Origin of the sequence: Bradyrhizobium sp. SZCCT0153 (assembly GCF_018129995.1) — a bacterium.
GTDB lineage: Bacteria > Pseudomonadota > Alphaproteobacteria > Rhizobiales > Xanthobacteraceae > Bradyrhizobium > Bradyrhizobium japonicum_G.
In genome coordinates, this window is record NZ_JAFCKS010000001.1 from 1421121 (window position 1) to 1447114 (window position 25994).

Genomic DNA, 25994 nt, shown 5'->3' on the forward strand with positions numbered 1-25994 from the left:
GATCTGGCAAAAGCGGGTTGCGCAGACTACATCTTCGCCATGACAAATGCGCCGCTTCAGGATTTCGTCGCCCGCCACGAACGTCTGTTCGTGCTGACCGGCGCCGGCTGCAGCACGAACTCTGGCATTCCCGACTACCGCGACAGCCACGGCAACTGGAAGCGCACCCAGCCGGTCAATTTCCAGGCTTTCATGTCCGAAGAGCGCACGCGCCAGCGCTATTGGGCGCGCAGCCTGATCGGCTGGCGGCGGTTCGGCCAGGCGAGGCCGAACGATGCGCATCACGCGCTGGCCCGGCTCGAGGCGAACGGGCGCTGCGGGATGCTGTTGACCCAGAACGTCGATCGGCTGCATCAGTCCGCCGGCCACCGGCAGGTGATCGACCTGCATGGCCGGCTCGACCTGGTTCGCTGCATGGGTTGCGGAGCGAAGACGCCGCGGAGCGAATTCCAGGAGACGCTGGGCCGCGCGAATGCGGAATGGCTCGCGCTCGACGCCGCGGATGCGCCCGATGGAGATGCCGATCTGGAGCACGCGGATTTTTCGTCGTTCGAGGTGCCGGCCTGCGAGGCCTGCGGCGGCATCCTCAAGCCCGACGTCGTGTTCTTCGGCGAGAACGTCCCCCGCGAAATCGTCGCCACCGCGCAGGATCATCTGTCGCAGGCCGATGCGATGCTGATCGTCGGCTCATCGCTGATGGTCTATTCCGGCTTCCGCTTCGTGCAGGCTGCCGCGCAGCGGCAGATCCCGATCGCTGCGGTCAATCTCGGGCGCACCCGCGCCGACGATCTGCTCACGCTCAAGGTCGAGGAGCGCTGCGAAGCGGCGCTTGCATTCCTGCTCTGAACGCGCCCAAGGCGAACATGCCTTGCCTATTGCATAGGTGCCAAGCAGAATAGCCGGACGCGGCATGTTCTCGTCATCCATGGCACGGAAATTGCTGCGCTTTCGACCCCAGTCTTGACGATCAGCACGGAGAATTTGGAATGCTTGAGGGAGCCGAGGTGCGGCTTGCCGTCGATATCGGTGGCACGTTCACCGACATCGTGCTGGATTTGGGTCGGGACCGAAGAACGCGCAAGGTATTGACGACGCCGCAGCGCCCCGAAGAGGCGGTCCTGGACGGGATGCGGCTCATTCTGGCTGACGCGCGCGCGCATATCAGCGACATCGACGTCTTCATTCACGGCACGACGCTGGCGACCAACGCGATCATCGAGCGCCGCGGCGCCAAGACGGCGCTGGTTGCGACCGAAGGCTTTCGCGACGTGCTCGATATCGGCACCGAGAGCCGCTACGACCAGTACGATCTCACCATCGACAAGCCGAGGCCGCTGGCGCCGCGTTCCCTGCGCTTCACCGTGCCCGAGCGCATCGACGCCCACGGTGCCGTCCGCCTCCCGCTCGACGAAGCAGCGGTGCGCGCGCTCGCGCCAAGATTGCGCGCGCTGAACGTCGAGAGCGTCGCCATCGCCTTCCTGCACTCCTACGCCAATCCCGAGCACGAGCGCCGAGCGGCCGCGATCCTCGCCGAGGAGATGCCCGGCACCTCCGTGACGGTGTCATCGGCGGTGTGCCCCGAGATCCGCGAATACGAGCGCACTTCCACAGCGGTCGCCAATGCCTACGTGCAGCCGCTGATCGACGGCTATCTCGCCCGCATGGCCGAGGCGTTGCTGGTCGAGCAGTTCCGCGGCGCGATCTATCTCGTTACCTCCGGCGGCGGCGTCACCTCGATCGAGACGGCGCGGCGCTTTCCGGTGCGCCTGGTCGAGTCCGGCCCGGCCGGCGGCGCCATCTTCGCGGCGCAGATCGCAGCAAGGCTCGGCGAGAGCAAGGTGCTCTCCTTCGACATGGGCGGCACCACCGCAAAGATCTGCCTGATCGAGAAGTACCAGCCAGAGACCTCGCGCGTGTTCGAGGTCGATCGTGCCGCGCGCTTCCTCAAGGGCTCCGGCCTGCCGGTGCGCATTCCCGTGATCGAGATGGTCGAGATCGGCGCCGGCGGCGGCTCGATCGCGCATGTCGATGCGATGAAGCGCGTCACCGTTGGGCCTGAGAGCGCGTCGTCGGAGCCGGGGCCGGCCTGCTATGGCCGCGGCGGCCAGCGTCCGGCCGTGACGGATGCGGACGTTGCGCTGGGCATGATCGATCCCGACGCCTTTGCGGGTGGCACGATCAAGCTCGACCCGGAGCTGTCGAAACAGGCGCTGCTGCGCGCCGTCGGCGAGCCGCTCGGCCTGTCGGCGGAAACCGCAGCCTATGCCGTGCACGAGGTCGTCTGCGAGAACATGGCGAGCGCGGCGCGCGTGCACGCGGTCGAACGCGGCGAGATCGTCGGCCAGCACACGCTGATCGCCTTCGGCGGCGCCGCGCCGCTGCATGCGGCGCGTGTCGCCGAGAAGATCGGCGTCTCGCGGGTGATCGTGCCGTCGAATGCCGGCGTCGGCTCGGCGGTCGGGTTCCTGGCCGCGCCCATCGCCTATGAGCTGGTGCGTAGCCGCCACGTCCGCCTCGACGATTTCGACACCGAGGCGGTCTCCGACCTCTTGCAGGAAATGGCGACCGAGGCACGCGCCCTCGTCGAGCCGGGTGCGGCGGGCGCGCCGGTGCGCGAGCGCCGTGCCGCCTTCATGCGCTATGTCGGTCAGGGTCATGAGATCACGATCGAGCTGCCGAACCGGCGGCTGAATTCGGCCGATCTCGCCGGCCTGCGCCAGAAGTTCGAGGCGGATTATTCCGCAATGTTCGAGCGGTCGATCCCGGGCGCCGCGATCGAGGTGTTGAGCTGGTCGGTGCTCGCGACCACCGATGCGCGCAATCCGGTGCGCGTTGCCGACGTGATGCGCAAGCCTGCCGGCAAGGCGTCAGGCAGCCGAAAGTTCTTCGACGGCCGGGCCGGGGAAGTGATCGAAATCCCGCTCTATCGCCGCGAGGACATGGCGCCGGGTGCGACCATTGCGGGCCCCGCGGTGATTGCCGAGGACGAAACCTCCACCTTCGTCTCCAACAGTTTCGACGCCCATATCGATGGTGCCGGCAGCATCGTCATGGAACGGAAGGCGGCCTGATCATGAGCAAGCCAAGCGGAACGAGCCTGATCGATCTCCAGATCATGTGGCACCGGCTGATCGCCGTGGTCGAGGAGCAGGCACAGGTCTTGCTGCGCACCGCATTCAGCCCGATCGTCCGCGAATGCGGCGACCTCTCGTCCGGCGTGTTCGACCTCAAGGGGCGGATGCTGGCGCAGGCGGTGACCGGTACGCCCGGCCACGTCAACTCGATGGCGGAATCGGTCAAGCATTTCATTGCCCGCTTCCCGATCGAGACGATGAAGGAGGGCGACGCCTACATCACCAACGATCCCTGGATGGGCACCGGCCATCTCAACGATTTCGTCGTCACCACGCCCTGCTTCAAGGACGGCAAGCCGGTGGCGCTGTTCTCCTGCACCAGCCATCTCATGGACATCGGCGGCATCGGCTTCGGGCCCGACGCCACCGACGTGTTCATGGAAGGGCTCTACATCCCCATGCTGAAGCTGATCGACCAGGGCGTCGTCAACGAGACGCTGATGGCGATGATCCGCACCAACACGCGGCTGCCGATCGACACCGAAGGCGACACCTATTCGCTCGCCGGCTGCAACGACGTCGGCTGCGAGCGCCTGGTCGAGATGATGAGCGAGTTCGGCATCGATACGCTCGACGAACTCGGCGACTACATCTGCGACCGCTCGCGCGAGGCCGTGCTCGCCGAGATCGCAAAATTGCCGAAGGGAAGCTGGCACAACACCATGGTCGTCGACGGCTACGACACGCCGGTCACGCTGGCCGCGACGCTGACGATCTCGGATACGGGCATCCATGTCGACTTCGACGGCACCACGGGCGCCTCGAAGTTCGGCATCAACGTGCCCCTGTCCTACACCACGGCCTACACCGTGTTCGGCCTCGGTTGCGTCGTCGCCTCGCAGATCCCGAACAATGCCGGCTCGCTCTCGCCGTTGACGGTGTCGGCGCCGGCTGGTGCCATCCTCAATGCGCCGAAGCCGGCGCCGGTGGCCTCGCGCCACATCATCGGGCAGATGCTGCCCGACGTCGTGTTCGGCTGCCTGCGCCAGATCATTCCCGAACGAGTGCCGGCGGAAGGCACCTCGTGCCTGTGGAATCTCAACGTGCGCGGCCAGACCCGTTCAGGCGCCGGCGGCAATTACGGATTCTCGATGGCGGTGACCTCCAATGGCGGCACCGGCGCGCGCTTTGCGAAGGACGGGCTGTCGGCGACCGCCTATCCCAGCGGGGTGCGCGGCACCCCGGTCGAGATCGCGGAAACGCAGACGCCGCTGATCTTCTGGCGCAAGGAGCTGCGCCCGGATTCCGGCGGGGCAGGGCGCACCCGCGGCGGCCTCGGCCAGATCATCGAGGTCGGCAGCGGCGTCGATGCGCCGTTCGACATCCTGGCGGCATTCGACCGTATTGATCATCCGCCGCGCGGTCGCGACGGCGGCCTTGACGGCGAGGCTGGTTATGTCGGCCTGAAGTCCGGAAAGAAGCTGCGCGGAAAAGGCTTTCAGCAGGTGCCGCCGGACGATCGCCTGGTGGTGCTGACGCCGGGCGGTGCCGGGATCGGCGATCCCCGGGAGCGCGCGCCGACAGCCGTCAACGACGATGTCGAGAGCGGCCTCGTATCTTCAGACAATGCAGTTGCAGTTTATGGGTCCGCGCGGTGACGAGCCGGGAAGCTTGCGCGCTAGCGAACGGAGAGAAGAGATGATCACGCGACGGAATTTCACCGCGGGCGCAGCGACCCTGCTTGCCGCGACCCAGATCCCCACCCGCGTACGGGCAGCGACGGTGAGTTGGGACATGTCGACGGTCTGGCCTGACGGCAATTTCCACACCCAGAATGCGTTCGCCTTTGCGGCAGAGGTCAAGAAGCAGACCGAAGGCGCGGTCGCGATCACCGTGAAGGCCGGCGGCCAGCTCGGCTTCAAGGGCCCCGAGCATCTGCGCGCCGTGCGCGACGGTCTGGTGCCGCTCGCCGACGTCCTCAACATCCAGCAGGTCGGCGACGAGCCCTTCATGGGCGTCGAGAGCATTCCGTTCCTGTGCGGCTCGATGGACGAATTGAAGGTGCTGCACAAATATGTGCGGCCCGAATACGAGAAGGTCGCCGCGCGCAACAACCAGAAGATCCTCTACATCGTGCCGTGGCCGACGCAGTACCTGCATCTCAAGGTCAAGGTCGCCGACGTCGAGGGTCTGAAGAACATCAAGATCCGCGTGCCCGACAAGGGGGCCGTCGACATGCTGGCCGCCATTGGCATGGCGCCCGTGATGATTCCCTGGGGCGAGACCATTCCCGCGCTGGCCTCGGGCGCCGTGTCAGGCGTCTCCACATCTGCGGTGTCGGGCGTCGACGGCAAGTTCTGGGAATTCCTGAAATACGTCTACCCGACCAACCACGTCTGGTCTTCGCAGATGCTCACGGTCAATCTCGACTCCTGGAAGGCGCTCAGTGCGGATCAGCAGAAGCTCGTCGCGGACATCGCGGCGAAAATGGAGCCGGGTTTCTGGGCGAACTCGCTCAAGGCCGACGTTGACAGCCTCAACCGCCTGAAGGAAGGCGGCATGGAGGTGGTGCCGGTCTCGGAGGCGATGATCACGGACATCCGAGCGAAGACCGCGCCGCAGCTCGACGCCTTCCTCAAGCGCGTGCCGGCGGCCGACAAGCCGGTGCGGGCCTATCTCGCCGAAATGAAGCGCTGAGGGCATCACCTTGGTGAGTATCTCGCCCGAAGCTCCGCAAAGCCTCAACGCAGCGGCGCCGGCGCCGCTGCGCATCCTGCTCGACGGCATCGACCGTCTCGGCCGGCTCGACGGCTGGATCGGCGGCGGCTGCCTGCTGTTGCTGACGCTGTTGATGCTGTGCGAGGTCGCCACCCGCTTCCTCTCGAACTTCCTCTCCTTCTTCCCGCCGACCATCTCGATCGCGTGGGAATATTCCTCCTACCTGATGGCAGCGTCCTTCACCTTCGGCGCCGCCATGACGCTGCGCGTCGGCGGCCACATCCGCGTTGTCCTGCTCCTGAAGAACGTTCCCGCGCCGTTTCAGCGCGTGATCGAGATCCTCTCGGCCGCTGCCGGCTTCGCTTTCATGGCGTTCCTGACCTCGGCCATGGCAAAATTCGCCTGGGGTGCCTTCATCCGCGGCCAAGTCTCGACCTCGAGCGATACTCCGCTGTGGTTTCCGCAAGCCGTCGTCGCCTTCGGCATGCTGCTGCTCACGCTGCAGTTCCTGGCGCGCGCGATCCAGGCCACGCTCGGCCTGCCGCTGGAGGATCACCGCATGAAGGCCTCGCCCGTCGAATGATCGTTTTGCCCGCTACCGGATTCAAGATCGCATGACCATCGAAGTCGTCGCCCTGTTCGCGATCCTGTTTGCGCTGCTGGCATGCGGCGTGTGGATCGGCCTCACGCTCGCGCTGACCGCCACGCTGCTGCTGGCGATGTTCCGCTCGATCCCGCTCGACAAGCTGCTGCCGCAATATGCCTGGAACATCCTGACCACGCAGGAGCTGCTGGCGCTGCCGCTGTTCATCCTGATGGGCGAGCTGCTGTTTCGCACCCGCCTGTCGCGCTCGCTGTTCCAGGGCCTCGCGCCCTGGGCCGGGCTGCTGCCGGGCCGCCTGCTGCATGTGAACGTGATCGGCTGCACCATCTTCGCGGCGATCTCCGGCTCGTCGGCCGCGACGACGCAGGTGATCGGCCGCATGTCGCTCAACGAGCTGACACGCCGCGGCTATTCGCGAGATATCGCGATCGGCTCGCTCGCCGGCGCCGGCACGCTCGGCTTTCTGATCCCGCCGTCCAACATCATGATCATCTACGGCGTGCTCGGCGACGTCTCGATCTTGAAGCTTTTCACCGCCGGCGTCTTGCCCGGCCTCTTGCTGGCCGCCACCTTCATGGGCTGGGTGATGCTGCACACGACCTTTAACCGCACGCTGGTGCCTGAGTCGGAAGCAAAGCTCTCGCAGGTGTCGTGGGGCGAGCGTTTCGCGGCGCTGAAGGATCTCGCACCGGCGCTGTTCCTGATCGCCTGCGTGCTCGGCTCGATGTATGGCGGGCTGGCGACGCCGTCGGAGGCTGCCGCCGTCGGTGTGCTCGGCGCGGCGCTGGTCGCCTGGGCGCAGGGCTCGATGTCGCAACAGGTGGTGCGCGACGTGCTGATCGGATCCGTCGTCACCTGTTCGATGATCGCGCTGATCGTGCTCGGCGCCTCGATCCTCGGCAACGCGGCCGCCTTCCTCGGCATTCCGCAGGCGGTCGCGGCCTTCGTCAAGGGCCTGGGGCTGTCGCCCTTCATGCTGATCGTGGCGCTGATCGTCTTCTATCTTGTCCTCGGCTGCTTCCTCGACGGCTTCTCGATGATCGTGATGACGCTGCCAATCGTGCTGCCGATCGTGAAGGGCGCGGGCTTCGACGAAATCTGGTTCGGCATCTTCATCGTGCTCGCGGTCGAGATGGCGCAGATCACCCCGCCGGTCGGCTTCAACCTGTTCGTCATCCAGGGCCTGACCGACGATGGCCTCGGCTACATCGCGCGCGTCACCATGCCCTACCTCATCATCATGGTCGGCTTCGTGCTGCTGCTGACGCTGTGGCCCGGCATCGTCACGATCCTGCCAAGAGTGCTGTACGGATAGCGCCGCCCCGGCCGTGAGGCCGGGACAGCGTCTCGATCGTTCAGTCCTTACGCCGCGGCCTTCTTCCGCGCCTGTTCGGCCTTGTACAGCTCGAATTCCTCTGCGATCGCCTTCGCAACCGACGGCCGCTGGCGCAGGCGCTCGTAATAGGCCTTCACGTTCGGCCATTTGGCGAGCTCGATCGGCGGCGTCGCCATGGTCCAGTTGATGACCGTGACGAGATAGGCATCGGCGACGCTGAAATGGTCGAGCAGGAAGTCGCGCCCCTTCAGGTAGTTGTCGAGATAGTCGAGCCGCGACAGGTTCTTCTCCAGCGCATACGCCTTGGTTTCCTGCGGCGCCTTGCGGTCGAGCACGGGGATGAACAGGCCCTTGTGCAGCTCGGTGCCGATGAAGCAGAGCCATTGATGCAGCCGGGTGCGATCGATGCCCGCTGCCGCGCCGAGCCCGGATTGCGGGAAGCGGTCTGCGACATATTGCAGGATGGCGGCGTTCTCGGTCAGCACCACGCCCTCGTCGGTGCGCAGCGTCGGCACCAGGCCGATCGGGTTCACGGTGCGGAAATCGGTGCCGTCGTTCAGCACTTTCTTGGTCGGCGGATCGACTTCGAGATAGTTCGCCTCGGCACCGGCTTCGTACAGCGCGACGCGGGTCGCCATCGAACAGGCGAGCGGCGAGAAATAGAGATCCATCTGTAGCCTCCTTGGGCAATTCCTCGATGTGACTTTTGGATGTCGCTCAACCTGGCCAGATTGATTTTTGTACTGTCTTGCATAATATAAGGCGGGTCAAGGATTATTTTGCGAAATGGTACAAAAATCGAAACCGCCAACTGCTGCCGGCGAACCCAAGCGCCGTGGGCGTCCGCGCACTTACGAGCCCGAGATCGCGCTCGGCAAGGCGCTCGACCTGTTTCGCAGGCAGGGGTTCGCCGCGACCTCGCTCGACGATCTCAGCGAAGCCACCGGCATGAATCGCCCAAGCCTCTACGGCGCCTTCGGCGACAAGCGTGAGCTCTACATCAAAAGCTACCAGCGCTACCGCGAGGAAGCGCGTGCCTCGATGGTGGAGATTTTTCGCCAGGAGATGCCGGTGCGCCAGCGGCTGGAGCGCATCTTTGCCTCCGCGCTGAACATTTATCTCTCAGGCGAAACCGGCCCGCGCGGTTGCTTCACGGTGGTGACGGCGGCATCCGAAGCCGTCGGCGATCCCGAGATCCGCGCGATGGTGCTCGATGGCCTGTCGGAGCTCGACAAGGCGTTTGCGAGCTGCTTCCGCCGCGCAAAAGAGAAAGGCGAACTGCCGGAGAGCGCCGATCCGGCCGTGCTGGCGCAAGTCGCGTCCGCAACCGTGCACTCGATCGCCATTCGTTCGCGGGCGCGGGTGTCGCGGAAGGATCTGGAAGCGATCGTCAAGGGCGCGATCGACGTGATGGTGGGCGCTAAATCCTGAGCCGGGATGACGGCGAGTATGCGGCGCGATCCCGCGCCCGCTACGCCGCGCGGATATGCGCCAGGAAACGATCCACCTCGTCGCGCAGCCGCTGCGACTGTTTTGACAGCTCGATCGCCGAGCCCAGCACTTCCTGCGCCGCCGTACCGGTCGCGGCGATGCCGGCGGTGACGCCCGCGATGTTCTGCGAGACCTCGCCGGTGCGGGCGGCTGCCTGCTGGACGTTCTGCGCGATCTCCTGTGTCGCCGTGCCCTGCTGGCCGACGGCCGCCGCAATGGCCGCCGAAATCTCGTCGACCTGCTGGATCGTCGCGCAGATCGACTGGATACCGTCCACCGCGCCGGTCGTCTCGCCCTGCACGGCCGTCACCTGCGCGCCGATCTCCTCGGTCGCTTTCGCGGTCTGGGTCGCCAGCGCCTTCACCTCGGAGGCGACCACGGCAAAGCCGCGGCCGGCTTCGCCCGCGCGCGCCGCCTCGATGGTCGCGTTGAGCGCAAGCAAATTGGTCTGCCCCGCAATGCCGTTGATGAAGGAGACGACGTCGCCGATCTTCTGCGCGGCATCTGCCAGGCTCTGCACCCGTGCGTTGGACCTTTGTCCATCGCTGGCGGCCCTGCCGACGACTTCGGTCGCATGCGCAAGGCGGCGGCTGATCTCGGTCATCGACGACGACAGCTCTTCGGCAGCGGCTGCGACCGTCTGAACGTTCTCCGATGCGAGCGCCGAGGCCGACGATACCGTGCCGGTCTGCTGCCGCGACTGCTCGACGATGGCCGACATCGAGCGCGCCGTGTGCTCCATCTCGACCGCGGCCGAGGAAACCGTGGTGACGACGTCCCGGATGCTGGCTTCGAAATTGTCGGCGAGCGCGGCGAAGGCGCGCCGCTTCTCCGATTCGGACCGGGCCTTGGCCTCGAGCTGATCGGCCTGGAGCCGATTGAAGTTGACGGCGTTGTCGCGGAAGACCGCGACCGCCTTCACCATCTCACCGACCTCGTCATTGGCCTTGCTGGTGGGGACGGCGACGTCGAGGTGTCCGTCCGCGAGCTCGCGCATCACGCGTGTGATGGAGAGGATCGGGCGCGAAATGCTGCGGGCGATGAGATAGCCGACGATCGCGGCGAGCACGAGCCCGAGCGCGGCGATGCCGAATGCCAGCAGCCAGGCACGGTCGGCGGAGGCCACATAGTCGGCATTGTCCATCACCAGCTCGACCGCGCCGAGCGGCTTGCCGGAAAAATCCTTGATCGGTCCGAGCAGCGCGGCCACCGGCGTGGTGTCGAGCCTGGCCTGCCGGACCGTGAAGTCGCCGCCGGTGGCGCGGCCGTAGTCGGCAGCGTCGAAGAAGCTCTTGCCCTTCAGCGTGCCGCCGAACAGCTTGAAGCCCGCGCCGTCGGCGAGATGGAAGGCGACGTCGACATGGCGGTTGGTCTTGAAGTCGTCGAGGAAGGACTGGCCGAAGGTCAGGCCGAACTCCACCGAGCCGAGATGCTTAGCCCCTTGCGCGATCGGGACCACGCCGCGGATACCGAGCCCGGCCACGCCGCCTTCGAGGCCGACCACGACCCTGTGCTCCTGGTTGGCGACGACGACGGTCTTGCGGAAGCCGGACAAGTCGTCGCCGAATTTGGCGGGCTGATGCACGCGCAGGAACGAGGTCGCCGGCGCCACGTGGAACTGAAACTGATCGACGCCGTACTCCGACTTGGTTGCGGCAAAGACCGGCCCGAACAGGCCGATCAGGGCGTTGCGATCCTGTTTGGCCATTGCGTCCTGCGTCGCCGGCATCGCGGCGACGATGGCGCTCATGGCGGCGGCGCGGTGGGACTCTTCCGCGATCCGCGATTGCAGCGCGTCGTAATGGCTGCGCAGCTCGCGCTGGTCGGCGCGGTCGATGATCCCTGAGATGATCCACATTGCCCCGAGCACGGCAAACAGGGCGGTCGCCGCCGCCGTCACCGCCAGCGCAACCGTAATCCGCATCCTGAGGCCGAGGCTCGTCCGCATGTCCGACTCGTTCTTTGACTGTTGGTAAAGAACGACTATCAACTTCTCGCTAAGAGAGGATGAACGGGATACCGGCGGAGCGGTGTGCTTGTGGGGTGCCGGCTATCGGCCAAGGCCGCATCGCCGGCGAGCCCTAATACCCCCGCGTCCGGTCCACGACGTTCTCCAGCGTCCCGCCCGCCTCGAACCGGGCGATCTGCTCGGCGACATAGGCCGAGATTGCGTCCGCATCAGTGTCGGCGGCGTTGTGCGGGGTCAGCAGCACCTTCGGATGGGTCCAGAACCGGCTTTCCTTTGGCTGCGGCTCCTGCACGAAGACGTCGAGTGAGGCGGCGCCCAGCGTACCGTCGTCGAGGCAGGCCAGGATGTCGGCCTCGTTCTGCAGGCCCCCGCGGCCGGCATTGATCAGCACGGGCGCGCCGAGCGGGCTCTTGCGGTTGAGCTTGGTGAAGACGTCGCGGTTGAGGATGCTGTGCGTATCGGGCGTCAGCGGCAGCAGGCTGACGAGGATGTCGGTCTTGCGCAGGAACGCATCCATTCCGGCCGTGCCATGAAAGCACTCGACGCCTTCGATCGTCCGCGGGCTGCGGCTCCAGCCGGCGACGCGGAAGCCGAGCCGGCGCAGCACGTCGGCCGCATCGGCGCCCAGCGTGCCCAGTCCCATCACACCGACCGTCACAGCGCTCGCCGGCCACTGATATTGCGGCTCCCAGCGCTTCGCGCGCTGCGAGTCACGCAGATAAAGCTCCTGGCGGTGGTGCATCAGCACGTGCAGCACGACGTATTCTGTCATGCGGTTGGTCAGATCGGGGACGGCGACGCGCACCAGCGGCACACCGGGAAGGCTCATGTCCGCCATCAGCGCATCGACGCCGGCGCCAAGATTGAAGATCGCGCGCAGATTGGGGAATGCGCCGAGGTCGCCCGGCACCGGTTTCCACACCGCGGCGTAGTGCACCTCGGCCGGATCGAGCCCGGCATCCGGCAGCAGCACCACGCGGCGGCCGCCGCAGACGGCATCGAACCGGGCCTTCCAGCGCTCGGGCAGCCAGTTCTGCTGCGTGCTGTTGATCAGGACGGCCAGTGTGCCTTTGGTCATTCGAAGTGCCTCGCCGGGTTCCGCTCAAGAAGGCCCTCCTTGGCACGATCTGCCGGATTTTTCTTGCAAATTTTTTCCGCAGCCCTGTCGGGGCGGGGCATATTGGATCGTCTTCAAAACAAGAGTTCGGGGAAGGTACTGCCCATGCTTTACGCGATCCTTTGCTATCACGATGAAGACTTCGTCGGCTCCTGGAGCAAGGACCAGGATGAAGCCGTGATGAAGAAGCTCGCCGTGGTGCAGGAAGGTCTCGCCAAGCAGGGCAGGCTCGGTCCGGTGGCGCGGCTGCTGCCGACCACGGCCGCGGCGACGCTGCGCAAGGAGGACCCGCCGCTGGTGCTCGACGGGCCCTATGCGGAGACCAAGGAGCAGTTGCTCGGCTTCTACATCGTCGACTGCAAGAGCCTCGACGAGGCGCTCGACGTTGCGCGCGACCTCGGCTCGGCCAATCCCGGCGGCGCCTATGAGGTGCGCCCCGTCGGCGTGTTCAGGCCCGGAGGAAATCTCACGTGAGCGAGGCCGACACCGCCTGGATCGAGACCGCGCTGACCTCGGCGCGACCGCAGGCGGTAGGCGCGCTGCTCCGTTATTTCCGCGATCTCGACACCGCCGAAGAGGCCTTCCAGAACGCCTGCCTGCGCGCGCTGAAGACCTGGCCGCAGAACGGGCCGCCGCGCGATCCCGCGGCCTGGCTGATCCTGGTCGGCCGCAACGTCGCGATCGACGAGGTGCGCCGCGCCCGCAAGCAGACGCCGTTGCCGGAGGACGACCAGGCCATCTCCGACCTCGACGATGCCGAAGGTGCGCTCGCCGAAAGGCTCGACGGCTCGCATTACCGCGACGACATCCTGCGGCTGATGTTCATCTGCTGCCATCCAGGTCTGCCGGCGACGCAGCAGATCGCGCTGGCGCTGCGCATCGTCTCCGGTCTCACCGTGAAGCAGATCGCGCGCGCCTTCCTGGTTTCGGACGCGGCGATGGAGCAGCGCATCACGCGCGCCAAGGCGAAGGTCGCGGAGGCCGGGACGCCGTTCGAGACGCCGGGCGCGGTCGAGCGCTCCGAGCGGCTCGCCGGTGTCGCCGCGATGATCTACCTGATCTTCAACGAGGGCTATTCGGCCAGCGGCGACACCGCAGAAATCAGAAAGCCGCTCTGCGAGGAGGCGATCCGGCTGGCGCGGCTGCTGCTGCGGCTGTTCCAGAGCGAGCCGGAGATCATGGGGCTCACGGCGCTCATCCTGCTGCAGCATGCCCGCAGCGCCGCGCGCTTTGCCGCGGACGGCACGCTGATCCTGCTGGACGACCAGGACCGTTCGCTGTGGAACGGCACCATGATCGCGGAAGGCCTCGCGCTGATCGACAAGGCGATGCGCCACCGCCGCAGCGGGCCCTACCAGATCCAGGCTGCGATCGCCGCGCTGCATGCGCGCGCAGCAACGCCGGAGGAAACCGACTGGGCCCAGATCGACCTGCTCTATGGTGCGCTGGAGGTGGTGCAGCCCTCGCCGGTGGTGACGCTCAACCGCGCGGTCGCGGTCTCCAAGGTGCGCGGACCGCAAGCCGCGCTCGACCTGATCGAGCCGCTGGCGCCGAAACTCGCCAGCTACTTCCATTTCTACGGCGTGCGCGGCGCCTTTCTGATGCAGCTCGGCCGCAGCGACGAAGCCCGCGTCGCCTTCGACCGCGCCATCGCTCTCGCCAACACGTCCGCGGAAGCCGCCCACATCCGCATGCATCTCGATCGCCTGATCCGGGACAGCCAGCCGAAGGGCGCCAATGGCGGCGCCAGGCAGGGCGCGAAGGCGAAGTAGGCATACCGTCTCCGCCGTCATGCCCGGCTTGTCCCGCGCATCCATGCCCTCCGCCGGCACCGGGAACGTTGATGGCCGGGACAAGCCCGGCCATGACGGTCTTCAAAATTATTCATTTCGTCTTGTCGGGCGCAACCGGCTCTCTTCGTCCTAAGCCCGTATCCAGGGAGCCATTCATGCTGAAAGCCATTGCCATCATCGCCATCCTGCTCGCGGCCGGAATCGTGAGCGTACTCGTCTTTGCCTTGACGAAGCCCGACACATTCCGCGTCGAGCGCAGCCTCGCCGTGAAGGCGCCGGCCAATGCGATCTATCCCCTGGTTGCCGATTTCCATCGCTGGACGGCCTGGTCACCCTATGAGGGCCGCGATCCCGCGATGAAGCGCAGCTTCGGCGGAACTGCGGAAGGAAAGGGCGCGACCTATGCGTGGGACGGCAACAACAACGTCGGCTCCGGTCATATGGAGATCCTCGAGGCCAGTGCGTCGTCAAGGCTTCGGATCAAGCTCGATTTCGAGCGTCCCTTCGAAGGCCACAACACCGCGGAGTTCACCTTTGTGCCGCAAGGCGATGCCACATTGGTCACGTGGGCGATGTCCGGCCCGGCCCCGATCCTGTCCAAGGTCATGCAGGTGTTCATCAATATGGACACCATGATCGGCAAGGATTTCGAGGCGGGCTTGGCCAGCCTGAAGAAGCTCACCGAGAAGTAGCACCCTCACGGCCCAAGGAAGCGAAGAAGAGGAGAGAAACGATGCTCAATCCCTATCTTTTCTATCAGGACACCTGCGAAGCGGCGTTCAATTATTACGCCAAGGCTCTCGGCGGCAAGATCGAAGCGATGATGCGTTCGTCGGAGGCGCCGCCGGACATGGCGGCCGCGCCCGGCCGCGAGAAGACGATCATGCATGCGCGTATGTCGCTGCCCGGCGGCAGCGTGCTGATGGCCTCGGACGCGCCGCCCGAGCATTTTAAGAAAGCCCAGGGCTTTTCGGTCTCGCTGACGGTCGCGGACCCCGCGGAAGGCGAGCGCAAGTTCAACGCGCTCGCCGATGGCGGTAGCGTCACCATGCCCTTCAGCAAGACGTTCTGGGCCAAGGGCTTCGGCATGTGCGTCGACAAGTTCGGCATTCCCTGGATGGTGAACTGCCCCGCCGAGGGAATGTGACGGACGCGATCGCCTGACGCGCGAACAGGTCATCCCTCTCTTTGCCGTTGCGGGAGAGGGAGACTTGTAACGTGCGGCGGATCCGGCCCGCGTGCTCGCTCAGCGGACCGACCCGGTTACGTCGATTCCCGGTGACGGGCCTGACGGAACGCAGCGAGGGCAGATCACAAGCTTGGTGCCGAGCTGCCTGTCGTTTTCCGCTTCGATCTCGTCATGGACCACCCACCACGCCTCGGAGTACGGGCGCAAGGTGCCGAGCACTCTTTCCCGCTCCTGGTTCGAATTACGCTCCGCAGGAGCTTGGCTCGCCACACGACGCTTTGTGACGGAGGGTCGATTCGGATCCTGACCGAGGCCGTCCCATGCAATCGGACGGCGCTCCTGCGCAGGCGCGACTGCGCATCCCATCAGCGTTGCGCAAAAAGTAAGCAAGATGAAGCCGTGTCGCATCATGGCGGACCCCTGGTGCGGTACGCGACACACAAACTCCGCATGCGGATACTTGCATCGTGACCGTTAAATGGAACCTAAGGGAAACGCGTGGCCGGAATGGCTGAATATGATTCTTGCTCTGACATCACATTGCGAGAGCAGTGCGGCCGCTTCGTGAAATGATGTGGACCGCATCGCACAACAACTGGCGCAATATTGGGCTGTGAACCCCGAGACAGAATCGCTAATAATTTCTTCATAAATTCTACAAACTGGGGTGGGCGTAACTTGGAAGGGAGCGACCGATGGCGGCGGCGCTACAAATCAATTTTGCACTTTGGGGCATGCTCATCTGCGCGAGTCTGGAATTGGCGCAGGCGATCCAGAGGCTCTATTAGGATTAGGGCCTGACCAGGCGCGAGACCGGCGCAATCTTGCCAGCCCGCTTGCGTGCTAGCTCACGAGCAGTGCGATGAGCGTGAAGCTGACACTTGCGATCACGATCATCGAGACGATGTAGTTGCGCGGCTGAGCCGTACGCGCGGGCGGTCGCTGCCGTCGCGGTGGCTCGCTGATTTGCCGGACCGGCTCCGTCGGTGCGCCCCCGGCCTCTGCGCCCGAGCCGATATATTTCACATAAAGCTCGAGCAGTCGCAGCTCGGACGCCAAATCCATCAGGCCCTCGCGGTCGCGCCGCGACAGCAATTCGAATTCGACGGTTTCTTCGGAGCTCAGTTGGCCAAGGACGATGCGTCCCCGGTCCGAGAGGCGGTAGTGGAAATCGAGGGGCTGCATAGCCTGCGACCCGTTTGAAAATGAGTAATCCCGAAAATGCGGAGCCATCGTAGTCTGCGACCACTGCTGGGATTGTGACGGCCCCGCGGCCATCGCGATCCGGCAGCGGCCTCAATCTGGACGGCACCATCATAGAGATTCAGGAAAGGCCGGAAACCGCATAAATTTGGCAGGCATTGCGAAGCGCTTGAGCGAATTTGGCACCCGCAGAGCCGGAATATCGCGAGATTGCCTAATCGTCGGACAGCGGCGGATGCAACATGGTCAGGCTGCGCGGACTCGCCTGATCCTCACCGGCAGCGCGGATAGATTGCGGCGAGGTCGCGCCCCTTCAACAAAAGCAGCCGCGACGAGAGGCCACCGCGGCGGCTGATCCAGTCGCGCACCGGACCGGGATAGGCTTCCAGCACCGCGTCGGATGCTTCCGGCTCGGCATAGAAGCGTCCATGCCGGTCGACCGAGCGCGCTGCATGGAAGCCGAGCACGGCCCGCTTCGTGACGCAGATGCGCTCACCCGGCACGATGCTCAGCACCAGCGTGCAGGCGGAGAGGCAGGGACCGTCGATCACCACGCGCTCGCCGCTCTCGCGCACCTTCTCGAACAAATCGAGGAATGGTCCGACCCGTCCGCCCGGCGACTGGATGATGCGGATTTCGGCTGACGCCGGTGCCGAGGCGAGGATGGTCGCTGCGAGCGTCAGGGCTTTGAGCAGGAACACGCGTCGCATGGAGCACTCCACAAGCTCGATCCCTGCAAATAATCTATCCGTTCCGGCGCTGCCCGCGCAACGTCGGCAGGCCGATGCCCGCCGCATCGAAGCCGCCATCGACGGCCAAAATCTGGCCGGTGATGTAGCTCGATCGGTCCGAGCACAGGAAAAAGATCGCTTCGGCGAGTTCCTCTTCCAGGCCGTAGCGGTTGAGCGGAACGGCGTCGTGATAGTCGGCGCGGATCTCGGGGGTGTGTACCTGCTTCGCCATCGCGGTGTCGACCGGCCCCGGCGCGACCGCATTGACGCGGATGTTGAGGGCGGCGAGCTCGACCGCGAGCTGCTTGGTGAGATGCGCGAGACCCGCCTTGCTGGTGCCGTAGGCCGAACGCAGTGTCGAGGCGCGCACCGCCGAGATCGAGGTGATGTTGACGATGGCGCCGCCATTGCCGTCGCGCATCAGCGGCACCGCCGCCTTGGTGCAGAGGAACGGGCCGGTGAGGTTGACCGCCATGATCCTGTTCCAATCGGCGTCGCTGGTCTCCAGCACCGGCGCGAACACGGCGACGCCGGCGTTGTTGACGAGGGCATCGAGCCGGCCGAAGCGGCTCATGACCGCGGCCATCGCAGCTCCCACGGCCGCTGCGTCGGAGACGTCGCAGGTGATCGCCAGAGTCGCCTCGGCCTGGCCGATCCCGGCGACCGCGCGGCCGAGCAGCTCGCCCTCGACGTCGAGCAGCGCCACGCGCCAGCCCTCGGCCAGGAACTTCTTCGCGGTCGCAAGCCCGATGCCGCGCGCGGCTCCGGTGACGAGGGCGATTTTTTGCGGGGCTTGCGGCATCGGCTGATCTGTCCTGTGTCGAAAAGGCTGGTCGTGCGTGAGCACGCCTTCCTTTTACTTCGCTTTCATGCCGGCGAGGAAGACCAGATCATACCCCTCGAGCGAATGCGTCTGCGCGGACGATCCACGTCCGTCACCCTGCGAGGCTCACCGTGCTGCGCACGGCGAGTGCGGGTGCACAGTTCTTGCCTATGACAGCTCCGCCGAGGCGCGCTGCATGTTGGCCGACATGTCCGAGGTCACGATGCTCTGCTCCTCGACCGCGGCGGCGGTGGAGGCGATGAACTCGTTGACGCCGGCGATCGCAACCTTGATCGCGGTGAGCGAGCTTGCCACGTCGCCGGAGATGGTGTTCAGCGCGTCGATCTCGGAGGTGATGGTGTCGGTTGCCTGCTTGGCCTGGTTGGCGAGGCTCTTCACCTCGGAGGCGACCACCGCGAAGCCGCGGCCGGCCTCGCCCGCGCGCGCCGATTCGATCGTGGCGTTGAGCGCGAGCAGGTTGATCTGGCCGGTGATGCCGGAAATCATCTCGACGATGCCGCTCATCGCCTGCGCCGCCGTGTTCAGCCGCTGCGCCTGGCCGTCCGCGGCCTCGACGCGGGTGGTCGCGACCTTGGAGGTCTCGCGCGACTTCGCCATGGTTTCGGAGATCTCGCGGATCGAGGCGCTCATCTGCTCGCTGCCGGCCGCGACCGCCTCTATCAGTCCGCGCGCATTGTCGGCCTTCTTGCGGCCGATCGCCTGCGCGGTGATGTCGGTGGCGTATTTCACCACCTTGTACGGCCTGCCGTTGAGGTCGAGGATCGGATTGTAGGAGGCCTGGATCCATATCTCGCGGCCGCCCTTGGCGATGCGCTTGTATTCGGCGGCCTGGTATTCGCCGCGGTTGAGCGTCTCCCAGAACTGGCGGTAGGACGCCGCGTTCTTCTCATCCGGCTCGACGAACATGGAGTGGTGCCGCCCCTTGATCTCCTCCAGCGAATAGCCCATCGCCTTGAGGAAGTTCTCGTTGGCGGTGCGGATCGTCCCGTCCATGTTGAACTCGATCACCGCCTGCGATTTCTGGATCGCGGCGAGCTGACCGTCATTGTCGGCCGCCTTCATCTTCTGCGCTGTGACGTCGGTTGCGAACTTGACCACCTTGAACGGCTTGCCGGTCTCGTCGAGGATCGGGTTGTAGGTCGCCAGGATCCAGATCTCCTTGCCGCCCTTGCCGAGCCGCTTGTATTCGGCAGCCTCGAACTCGCCGCGGTTCAGCTTGGCCCAGAACGCGGCATAGGCCGCGTCGGCGCGGTCCTCGGGCGTCACGAACATGCTGTGGTGCTTGCCCTGGATCTCGTCGAGCGAATAGCCCATCGCGCCCAGGAAGTTCTCGTTGGCGGTGAGGATGGTGCCGTCCATCTTGAATTCGATCACGGCCTGCGCACGGTTGACTGCGGCGATCTTGCCGGCATCCTCCATGGTCTTGACCTTGTACGCCGTGATGTCGGTGGCGAACTTGATGAAGCTGATCACCTTGCCGCTCGGGTCGCGCAGCGGCGCGTAGGAGGCGTGGACCCAGACCTCCTTGCCGTTCTTGCCGAAGCGCTTGTATTGCGTGGTCTGGAATTCGCCCCGGTTCAGGCTGGCCCAGAAGTCGCGATAGCGGGCGCTCTCGCGTTCGGCCGGGCTGACGAAGATGCTGTGATGCTTGCCCTTGATCTCCGAGAGCGTATAGCCGCTCATCCTGAGGAGATTTTCATTGGCATCGAGAATGGTGCCGTCAAGGCCGAATTCGATCACGGCCTGCGAGCGATCGAGCGCTTCGACTTCCGCGATCGCGTGTCGGGTCTTGCTGCTTTGGAAATTGAACACGTGATGCTCCGCGCAATGTTCTTCGGAGCGAAGCGGCGGGGTCGCCGCGCCGTCGCGCCTGCTTAGAAAAGTTGCACGAGCGTGTTGAGCAATTGTAAACCCTTGCAGCAGTTTGCGCCTGTTCCGTAGTTCCACGTGCGCGGCCATGTCGCTCTGGTTGCAGGCATTCCGGATTCATGTGCACAGCGGAGTTCATAGGCCGGGCAGTATTTGTACGGAGCAGATCGCAATATTTTTCGCGTCGCGGTGCCCGGAATACTCGTGCGCGATGTCGGCTCGGCCGCGCCTCGATCGTCTTCAGGACGATGTTGCTCACGGAACAAATCGATGACCGACCCCGAGCGCCTGATTCGAGACCTCTTCGCCGCCTATCTCGGCAACGACCGGCAACGGGTCGCCGACGCACTGGCGGACGATTTTCGCTTCACCAGCCCGTTCGACGACGACCTCGACAAGGCGGCCTATTTCGGGCGCTGCTGGAAGGACACCGGCTGGATCGCGCGGCACGACATCGAGCGGATTTTCGTCCGGGGCGACGAGGCCTTTGTCACCTATCTCTGTCTGGCGACGGATGGCAGGAGCTTTCGCAACACGGAGTTCTTCAGCTTCGCCGGCGGCAAGGTTCGCCGTATCGAAGTCTATTTCGGCGCTGCCCGGCAGGATGGGCGCTTCCTGCCGCAGTCGCGCTAGCGGCCGGCGCAAAATAATTCCCGACAGCCTGTCGGTTCCGTCAGGGTTGGTTCGTCTTGCAAGTGAGGGCTGGAGGTGAGGGCAGGCGGCTCGGGCCGTCGCTCCCCGTCCTTCCGGAGTGGCGCCTCGCCGTGCAACCCGGACGACAAAGCAAGCAAGGAATGCTCATGCGATTCATGATGCTGATGATCCCGCTCGGCTACGAGACCGCGCCGCCCGACGTTCAACTCGATCCCGAGCGGGTCGCGGCGATGATGCGCTACAACGAGGTGCTGAAGGACGCGGGCGTGCTGATCACGCTCGACGGCCTGCATCCGCCGTCGATGGGCGCGCGCGTCTCGTTTGCGGCCGGCGAGCCGCTCGTGACCGATGGTCCCTTCACTGATGCCAAGGAAGTTTTGGGCGGCTATTGGATGATCGAGGTTGCCTCGCGCGCCGAGGCGATTGCCTGGGCCAGGAAGTGCCCGGCCTCGCCGAACGAAATCATCGAGATCCGCCAGGTGCAGGAGATGAGCGACTTTCCGCCCGACCTGCAGGAGGCCGCCGCCGGTTTCGGCGATCTGAAGAGGTAACCACAGCGGTCGCGAAGAAATCGCGGCTTCGTCAATCCATCAACAAAGGAGAGAACCGATGAGCACCGACACCTATCTCGCCGTTTTCCTCGGCAGCAAGACCAGCCCCAAATGGGCCGCGTGGAACGCGATGCCCGAGGCCGAGCGCAAGGCGAAGGAGCAGGCGGGCATTGCGGGCTGGAAGGGCTGGGTCGAAAAGCACCAGGGCGCGATCCAGGCCATGGGAGGTCCGCTCGGCAAGACCAAGCAGGTCGATGGCAAGGGCATCGCCGACATCGCCAACGAGATGGGCGCCTTCACGGTGGTGCGCGCCGCGTCCCATGAAGCCGCGGCGAAGATGTTCGAGAACCATCCGCACTTCGCGATCTTCCCCGGCGAACGCGTCGAGATCATGCCGGTCCTGCCGATCCCGGGCGGCTAGGACTTCGGCCGTCGCCCCGGACCGGGAGAATACGGTTAACCATCCCGGTCGCCGCTAGTGACCTTCGCGCCCGGCTCATGTAAAGCTCGTTCACATGAGCTGGCGCAAGGAGCAGCGCCGCGCCGAGCGCGGCTATCACCACGGCAATCTGAAGGAAGCCCTGTTGCAGGCCGCCCTCGGGCTGATTGCCGAGAAGGGCGCAGCCGGCTTCACATTTGCCGATGCCGCGCGCATGGCCGGCGTCAGCGCGGCAGCCCCGTACCGGCATTTCCGCGACCGCGACGAGCTGCTGTCCTCGATCGCGCAACGCGGTTTCGAGCAGTTCGAGGCGCGCCTGACCGCGGCCTGGGATGACGGGCGGCCCGATACCGTCACGGCGTTCGAGCGTGTCGGCCGGGCCTATCTCGCCTTCGCACGCGAGGAGCCCGCGTTCTACAATGCGATGTTCGAATCCGGCCTTCCGGTCGATGCCAATCCGGCGCTTCAGGCCGCCAGCGAGCGGGCTTTCAACATCATTCGCGCCGCGGCCGAGCGCCTGGCGGCGCTGGCGCCGCCGGGCACGCCGCGGCCGCCGGCGATGATGATGGCGCTGCACATCTGGTCGATGGCGCACGGCGTTGCCTCGCTGTTCTCGCGCGGCGATGCTGCGCGGCGCAAGCTGCCGATGTCGCCGGATGAGCTGCTCGAAGCCGAGGTGCTGATCTATCTGCGCGGTCTCGGTTTCCCGACCGACCGCCGTCCGCCGGCCAAGAGCGCCGAGCCGCCCCCGGTGCCGCCGGAGGCATCCTCCGGTTCCGGCGTGCCGCCCGGCGGTCCCTGGGGCAAGCCGAAATAAAGTTGCGCAAATAATTCCGAGACCCTGTCGGGCGGCCGGCTTGACAAAATCGCGGGATGATTTAGCTATGTAAATGTTATTTACATTCACAACGGCACTGTTGCCGTCATGGAGATGGGAAATGGCCTACACCGCTGATGTCAATCGCTGGCGCGGCCCTTCGGACCAAAACCAATACTACGAGCGTCCCCGCATGCTCGACACGCCATGGCATCCCGGCTGGATCGCCGTGACCATCCTCGGCTTCATCATCTGGTGGCCGATCGGACTCGCCCTTCTCTTTTTCACACTCGGGAGCAGAAAAATGGGTTGCTGGAGCCACCAGGATCGCTGGCAGAACAAGATGGAGCGGATGCAGTACAAGATGGACCGCATGCGCGGCCGCATGGAGCGCCACGGCTTCGGCTTTGGTTTCGGCCCGCCCTCGAGCGGCAACCGCGCCTTCGACGAGTACCGCACCGAGACGCTGCAGCGGCTCGAGGAAGAGCAGGTCGAGTTCAAGAACTTCCTCGACCGCCTGCGTCACGCCAAGGACAAGGAAGAGTTCGACCAGTTCATGGCGCAGCACAAGACGCGTCCGACCCCGCCGCCGACCGATCAGCAGCAAGGCTGATCCGGGGACCTCTCAAAGCCTTCAGGCACATGCCCCCAAAGTCCTGATGGCCCCGAGCCGCCCGCCTGCGCATCCCGCAGGCGGGCGGTTTGGTTTTTCACCTCGCTCCGCGTGCGGGGAGAGGTCGGATTGCATCGCAGATGCAATCCGGGTGAGGAAGTACAGGTCTCGCGACGATCTCATACGGGGAGTGGGAGCCGATAGAACCGGATCAGCTCGAGCCCCGACTAAGCCCTGAGCGCGCGCTTTGCTCGCGCATCCACGGGTAATGCCATGACGAACGCCGGACGCAAGCCGATCGGGCAGCGGATCGCTCTTCTCGAACGCGCGTCTGCGCTGTTCGACCGGTACGGTGCATCGGTGCCGCTCGCGATCGCGTTCCTCAACGGATGGCCGACGGAGATCAAATTCTATCCGGAGCTTGTGGTCGGCAACGCGTGGAAGGTTTTTCTCAGCCTCGCCCTCTACCAGCTCGCTGCGTTCGCGCTCAGGCGCGCCATCTCGTTCGCGGCACCGGACCTTGCCCCATGATCCTGCTCCGCGATTTCGCGCTCTTCGTCCTTCCCGTCCTCGTCGCGGCAGGCGGCTGGCTCTATGCGCTCAGCCTGCGCCGGCAGACCCGGCCGTGAGGTTCAGCGCGCCGTGGCGAGCTGCGCGCGAACCGATGTCAAAAAGTGTTCGTAGGCATGGTCCACGATCTCGTTGAGTGACCGCGTCCGCGCGAACATCGCCCTGGCCTCGGCGAGAAACTCGTCGCGGGTCGGGATCGCCGGCAGATGCAGATGCGTCAGCGCGTCGACGCCTTCATGCGCGCGATTGAGGATGTCGTGCAGCGTCGGCAATTGCATTTGGGCGAGGTCGGCCCGGCGCCGCGCCGACGAAATCGCGTGCGCGAGTTTCTGAGCATCGAACCGGGCGGCAAGCTCGCGCGCCGCCCGGTTGATGACGCGTGCGCCGAGCGGCTGCTCGTTGCGCAGCACCTGTTCGGGCGGCGCCTTCATGTTCCAGACGACGCCACACCAGGACAGGACCTTCAGGATGTAATAGGTCACGTCGATTTCCCACCAGCGAAAACCTTGTCGCACGCTGCTCTGGTAGGCGTGGTGATTGTTGTGCCAGCCCTCGCCCAGGGTGAACAACGCCAGCAGCCAGTTGTTGCGGGAATCGTCGCCGGTCACGTAGCGCTTGCGTCCATGCACGTGGGCGAGGGAATTGATGCAGAAAGTCGCGTGATAGAGCAGCACCGTGCTCCACAGGAAGCCCACGACCAGGCCCGACCAGCCCGCAACCAGGAAGCAGAGCACTGCGAGCACGATCGCCGGCAGCAGTTCGAGCCGATGCAGCCACATCAGCTCCGGGTAACGCGCGAGGTCGCCGACCTTCACGAGGTCGGTCCCGTCGTGCTCCCGATAAAAGATCCAGCCGAGATGGCTGTACAGGAAGCCGCGGTGTCGTGGGGAATGCACGTCGATTTCGGTATCGGAATGCAGATGATGGTGTCGATGCTTGGCCGCCCACCACAATACGCTCTTCTGCGCGGTGCTTTGCGCAAGGCAGGCCAGGATGAACTGAAACACCCGGCTGGTCGCAAAAGCCCGATGGGAGAAATAGCGGTGGTAGCCTGCTCCGATCGCAAACATGCGCACGCCATACAGTGACACGCAGATCGCGACGGCCTGCCACGTGATGCCCGTCCAGACGGCCGCCACGCAGCCGAGATGGACCAGCACGAACGGTATTGCGGAGGGGTACATGACGTCGTCGTGCTGGTCGTCGGCGGGCGCGTTGGGCGACATGTCTTGGCGTAACCTTTCTTGGCATGACCTTGGGTGAGGGATCCGGAATTCGTTGCGGCAGCGCCGAAGGCCGCCGGGTACGAAAAACCCGCGGATGGCGGACCATCGCGGGGGCTTGAACGAGATGTTTTGCCTGGACATCCCCGGCCGAAGCAGAGCTGGCCTGAAGTTCGCCGGACTATATGGTCCCGGCTGCCTGGCATGCAAGCTCGTAGCTTCACGGAGGGGCTGCGGCATGTTGCTCGGGGGTACCAATCGTGCCGCCGGCGCGGCGTGGCGCGCGGACGGCCCCCGGCCTATATTCGAGACGCGAGAAGAAAGAGGCGGCGATGACGGCGGTTGCGACCTCGGCGAACGAGAGTCTCTGGCAGGAGATTCGCGGTGAGGCACAACGTGCGATCGCGGCCGATCCTGTCTTTGGCAGATCCCTCGCCGATACAGTCCTCGTCCATGACGATTTTGCTGCCGCACTGGCCGATCTGATCGGGCGCAGACTAGGCGGCTCTGCAGCGGAGCGAGCGCGCTTCACGGCCTTCGCCCTCGATGCCTTCAGCGACTCGCCGGACCTGATCGAGACAGCCGGCCGCGATTTGCAGGCGATCGCGATCAACGATCCCGCCATCGCCGAGCTGTTGCCGCCACTGTTGCATTTCAAGGGTTATGTCGCGCTGCAAGCCTGGCGCGTCTCGAACTGGCTCTGGCACCGCGGCCATGTCGATGCCGCCCTGCTGTTTCAGAACGAGTCTTCAAATTTGCTGCAGGTCAGCATTCATCCCGCCGCCAGCATCGGCGCGTCGGTCTATCTCGACCACGCCACGGGTATCGTGATCGGCGCGAACGTGGTCATCGGCGAGGGGACCACCGTCCTCCAGAATGTCAGCATCGGCCGCAGCAGCGAAATGCCGGCGCGCTCGCCCCGCATCGGCCGCGGCGTCTATATCGGCGCCGGTGCGGCCATTCTCGGCGATATCAGCATCGGCGATTTCGCCAAGATCGGTGCCGGCACGGTCGTGGCATCGGACGTGCCGGCCGGCTGCACCGCGGTCGGTATTCCCGCGCGGCTAACCAATTGCCCCGAGCCCGCCCCGGCGCAGTGACCCAACTCCCTGCGTTGCCTACCTTTCCGCCAGCCAAATTCGCCCGCGGTAACCCCGCATTAACTATCGCCGGGCTCTGGTAATTGCGG

The 25994-nt window shown here is 65.2% G+C and carries 27 protein-coding genes; 18 read left to right on the forward strand and 9 right to left on the reverse strand.

Features of this window, described 5'->3' with window-relative positions; translation table 11 throughout:
* The first annotated feature begins 39 nt into the window (after positions 1–39).
* The 6 genes from JQ572_RS06875 (at position 40) to JQ572_RS06900 (ending at position 7711) form a co-directional block, all read left to right on the forward strand.
* The gene (locus JQ572_RS06875; protein WP_211382184.1) at positions 40–846 is read left to right on the forward strand and encodes an NAD-dependent protein deacetylase; all 807 of its coding nucleotides are present in this window, start codon (positions 40–42) and stop codon (positions 844–846) included.
* Positions 847–986: 140 nt separating this feature from the next.
* Positions 987–3071: a hydantoinase/oxoprolinase family protein gene (locus tag JQ572_RS06880; protein WP_211382185.1), complete on the forward strand. Its 2085-nt coding sequence runs from the start codon at positions 987–989 to the stop codon at positions 3069–3071.
* A 2-nt stretch (positions 3072–3073) separates the two neighbouring features.
* Positions 3074–4732 carry a hydantoinase B/oxoprolinase family protein gene (locus JQ572_RS06885; RefSeq protein ID WP_211382186.1) on the forward strand — a complete coding sequence of 553 codons (1659 nt, stop codon included), beginning with the start codon at positions 3074–3076 and terminating at the stop codon, positions 4730–4732.
* 40 nt (positions 4733–4772) lie between these two features.
* Complete coding sequence (locus tag JQ572_RS06890) at positions 4773–5771, forward strand: TRAP transporter substrate-binding protein (protein WP_211382187.1); 999 nt, start codon at positions 4773–4775, stop codon at positions 5769–5771.
* A 10-nt stretch (positions 5772–5781) separates the two neighbouring features.
* Positions 5782–6375 carry a TRAP transporter small permease subunit gene (locus JQ572_RS06895; RefSeq protein WP_211382188.1) on the forward strand — a complete coding sequence of 198 codons (594 nt, stop codon included), beginning with the start codon at positions 5782–5784 and terminating at the stop codon, positions 6373–6375.
* A 31-nt stretch (positions 6376–6406) separates the two neighbouring features.
* Complete coding sequence (locus tag JQ572_RS06900) at positions 6407–7711, forward strand: TRAP transporter large permease (RefSeq protein WP_211382189.1); 1305 nt, start codon at positions 6407–6409, stop codon at positions 7709–7711.
* Positions 7712–7758: 47 nt separating this feature from the next.
* On the opposite strand, the gene JQ572_RS06905 is transcribed toward JQ572_RS06900, so the two are convergent.
* Positions 7759–8403, reverse strand: coding sequence for a glutathione binding-like protein (locus tag JQ572_RS06905; protein WP_211382190.1), 645 nt, complete (start codon positions 8401–8403; stop codon positions 7759–7761).
* A gap of 115 nt (positions 8404–8518) precedes the next feature.
* Here JQ572_RS06905 and JQ572_RS06910 point away from each other — a divergent pair, with 115 nt between their 5' ends.
* Positions 8519–9163, forward strand: a complete 645-nt coding sequence (locus JQ572_RS06910; protein WP_211382191.1) for a TetR/AcrR family transcriptional regulator — start codon at positions 8519–8521, stop codon at positions 9161–9163.
* Between the two features lie 40 nt (positions 9164–9203).
* Here JQ572_RS06910 and JQ572_RS06915 read toward each other — a convergent pair whose 3' ends face one another.
* Together JQ572_RS06915 and JQ572_RS06920 are read right to left on the reverse strand one after the other, a co-directional pair.
* Positions 9204–11171 carry a methyl-accepting chemotaxis protein gene (locus JQ572_RS06915; RefSeq protein WP_211382192.1) on the reverse strand — a complete coding sequence of 656 codons (1968 nt, stop codon included), beginning with the start codon at positions 11169–11171 and terminating at the stop codon, positions 9204–9206.
* Between the two features lie 133 nt (positions 11172–11304).
* Positions 11305–12270 (reverse strand): 2-hydroxyacid dehydrogenase, encoded by a 966-nt coding sequence (locus tag JQ572_RS06920; protein ID WP_211382193.1) that lies wholly within the window; start codon positions 12268–12270, stop codon positions 11305–11307.
* Between the two features lie 144 nt (positions 12271–12414).
* On the opposite strand from JQ572_RS06920, the gene JQ572_RS06925 reads away from it, so the two are divergent.
* The 4 genes from JQ572_RS06925 (at position 12415) to JQ572_RS06940 (ending at position 15249) form a co-directional block, all read left to right on the forward strand.
* Positions 12415–12783: a YciI family protein gene (locus JQ572_RS06925; RefSeq protein WP_211382194.1), complete on the forward strand. Its 369-nt coding sequence runs from the start codon at positions 12415–12417 to the stop codon at positions 12781–12783.
* The gene (locus JQ572_RS06930) at positions 12780–14081 is read left to right on the forward strand and encodes an RNA polymerase sigma factor (protein WP_211382195.1); all 1302 of its coding nucleotides are present in this window, start codon (positions 12780–12782) and stop codon (positions 14079–14081) included. The genes JQ572_RS06925 and JQ572_RS06930 overlap by 4 nt, the downstream gene beginning before the upstream one ends.
* Positions 14082–14257: 176 nt before the next feature.
* Positions 14258–14794, forward strand: coding sequence for an SRPBCC family protein (locus JQ572_RS06935; protein ID WP_211382196.1), 537 nt, complete (start codon positions 14258–14260; stop codon positions 14792–14794).
* Positions 14795–14835: 41 nt separating this feature from the next.
* Positions 14836–15249, forward strand: a complete 414-nt coding sequence (locus JQ572_RS06940) for a VOC family protein (RefSeq protein WP_211382197.1) — start codon at positions 14836–14838, stop codon at positions 15247–15249.
* Positions 15250–15348: 99 nt separating this feature from the next.
* Here the strand turns inward: JQ572_RS06940 and JQ572_RS35005 are convergent, their stop codons facing one another.
* The 5 genes from JQ572_RS35005 to JQ572_RS06960 form a co-directional block, all read right to left on the reverse strand.
* The gene (locus JQ572_RS35005) at positions 15349–15702 is read right to left on the reverse strand and encodes a hypothetical protein (RefSeq protein ID WP_249128829.1); all 354 of its coding nucleotides are present in this window, start codon (positions 15700–15702) and stop codon (positions 15349–15351) included.
* Positions 15703–16134: 432 nt separating this feature from the next.
* Positions 16135–16524, reverse strand: coding sequence for a hypothetical protein (locus tag JQ572_RS06945; protein ID WP_249128830.1), 390 nt, complete (start codon positions 16522–16524; stop codon positions 16135–16137).
* Between the two features lie 242 nt (positions 16525–16766).
* A complete protein-coding gene (locus JQ572_RS06950; RefSeq protein ID WP_211382198.1) occupies positions 16767–17204 on the reverse strand; it encodes a hypothetical protein in 438 nt (145 codons plus the stop codon).
* Between the two features lie 34 nt (positions 17205–17238).
* Positions 17239–18027, reverse strand: coding sequence for an SDR family NAD(P)-dependent oxidoreductase (locus tag JQ572_RS06955; protein ID WP_211382199.1), 789 nt, complete (start codon positions 18025–18027; stop codon positions 17239–17241).
* A 189-nt stretch (positions 18028–18216) separates the two neighbouring features.
* A complete protein-coding gene (locus JQ572_RS06960) occupies positions 18217–19881 on the reverse strand; it encodes a methyl-accepting chemotaxis protein (protein WP_211382200.1) in 1665 nt (554 codons plus the stop codon).
* A gap of 327 nt (positions 19882–20208) precedes the next feature.
* Between JQ572_RS06960 and JQ572_RS06965 the strand changes: the two genes are divergently transcribed.
* The 6 genes from JQ572_RS06965 (at position 20209) to JQ572_RS06990 (ending at position 23543) form a co-directional block, all read left to right on the forward strand.
* Positions 20209–20571, forward strand: coding sequence for a nuclear transport factor 2 family protein (locus JQ572_RS06965; protein WP_211382201.1), 363 nt, complete (start codon positions 20209–20211; stop codon positions 20569–20571).
* Between the two features lie 167 nt (positions 20572–20738).
* On the forward strand, positions 20739–21143 hold the full coding sequence (locus JQ572_RS06970; RefSeq protein ID WP_211382202.1) for a YciI family protein: 405 nt from the start codon (positions 20739–20741) through the stop codon (positions 21141–21143).
* Positions 21144–21201: 58 nt separating this feature from the next.
* Positions 21202–21564 carry a hypothetical protein gene (locus JQ572_RS06975; protein ID WP_211382203.1) on the forward strand — a complete coding sequence of 121 codons (363 nt, stop codon included), beginning with the start codon at positions 21202–21204 and terminating at the stop codon, positions 21562–21564.
* A gap of 94 nt (positions 21565–21658) precedes the next feature.
* Positions 21659–22399: a TetR/AcrR family transcriptional regulator gene (locus tag JQ572_RS06980; RefSeq protein WP_211382204.1), complete on the forward strand. Its 741-nt coding sequence runs from the start codon at positions 21659–21661 to the stop codon at positions 22397–22399.
* Between the two features lie 121 nt (positions 22400–22520).
* Positions 22521–23012 (forward strand): DUF2852 domain-containing protein, encoded by a 492-nt coding sequence (locus tag JQ572_RS06985; protein WP_211382205.1) that lies wholly within the window; start codon positions 22521–22523, stop codon positions 23010–23012.
* Between the two features lie 273 nt (positions 23013–23285).
* Positions 23286–23543 carry a hypothetical protein gene (locus tag JQ572_RS06990; RefSeq protein ID WP_211382206.1) on the forward strand — a complete coding sequence of 86 codons (258 nt, stop codon included), beginning with the start codon at positions 23286–23288 and terminating at the stop codon, positions 23541–23543.
* A 101-nt stretch (positions 23544–23644) separates the two neighbouring features.
* Here JQ572_RS06990 and JQ572_RS06995 read toward each other — a convergent pair whose 3' ends face one another.
* Positions 23645–24808 (reverse strand): acyl-CoA desaturase, encoded by a 1164-nt coding sequence (locus JQ572_RS06995; RefSeq protein WP_211382207.1) that lies wholly within the window; start codon positions 24806–24808, stop codon positions 23645–23647.
* Between the two features lie 329 nt (positions 24809–25137).
* Between JQ572_RS06995 and JQ572_RS07000 the strand changes: the two genes are divergently transcribed.
* Positions 25138–25905 carry a serine acetyltransferase domain-containing protein gene (locus tag JQ572_RS07000; RefSeq protein ID WP_211382208.1) on the forward strand — a complete coding sequence of 256 codons (768 nt, stop codon included), beginning with the start codon at positions 25138–25140 and terminating at the stop codon, positions 25903–25905.
* Positions 25906–25994 lie beyond the last annotated feature (89 nt).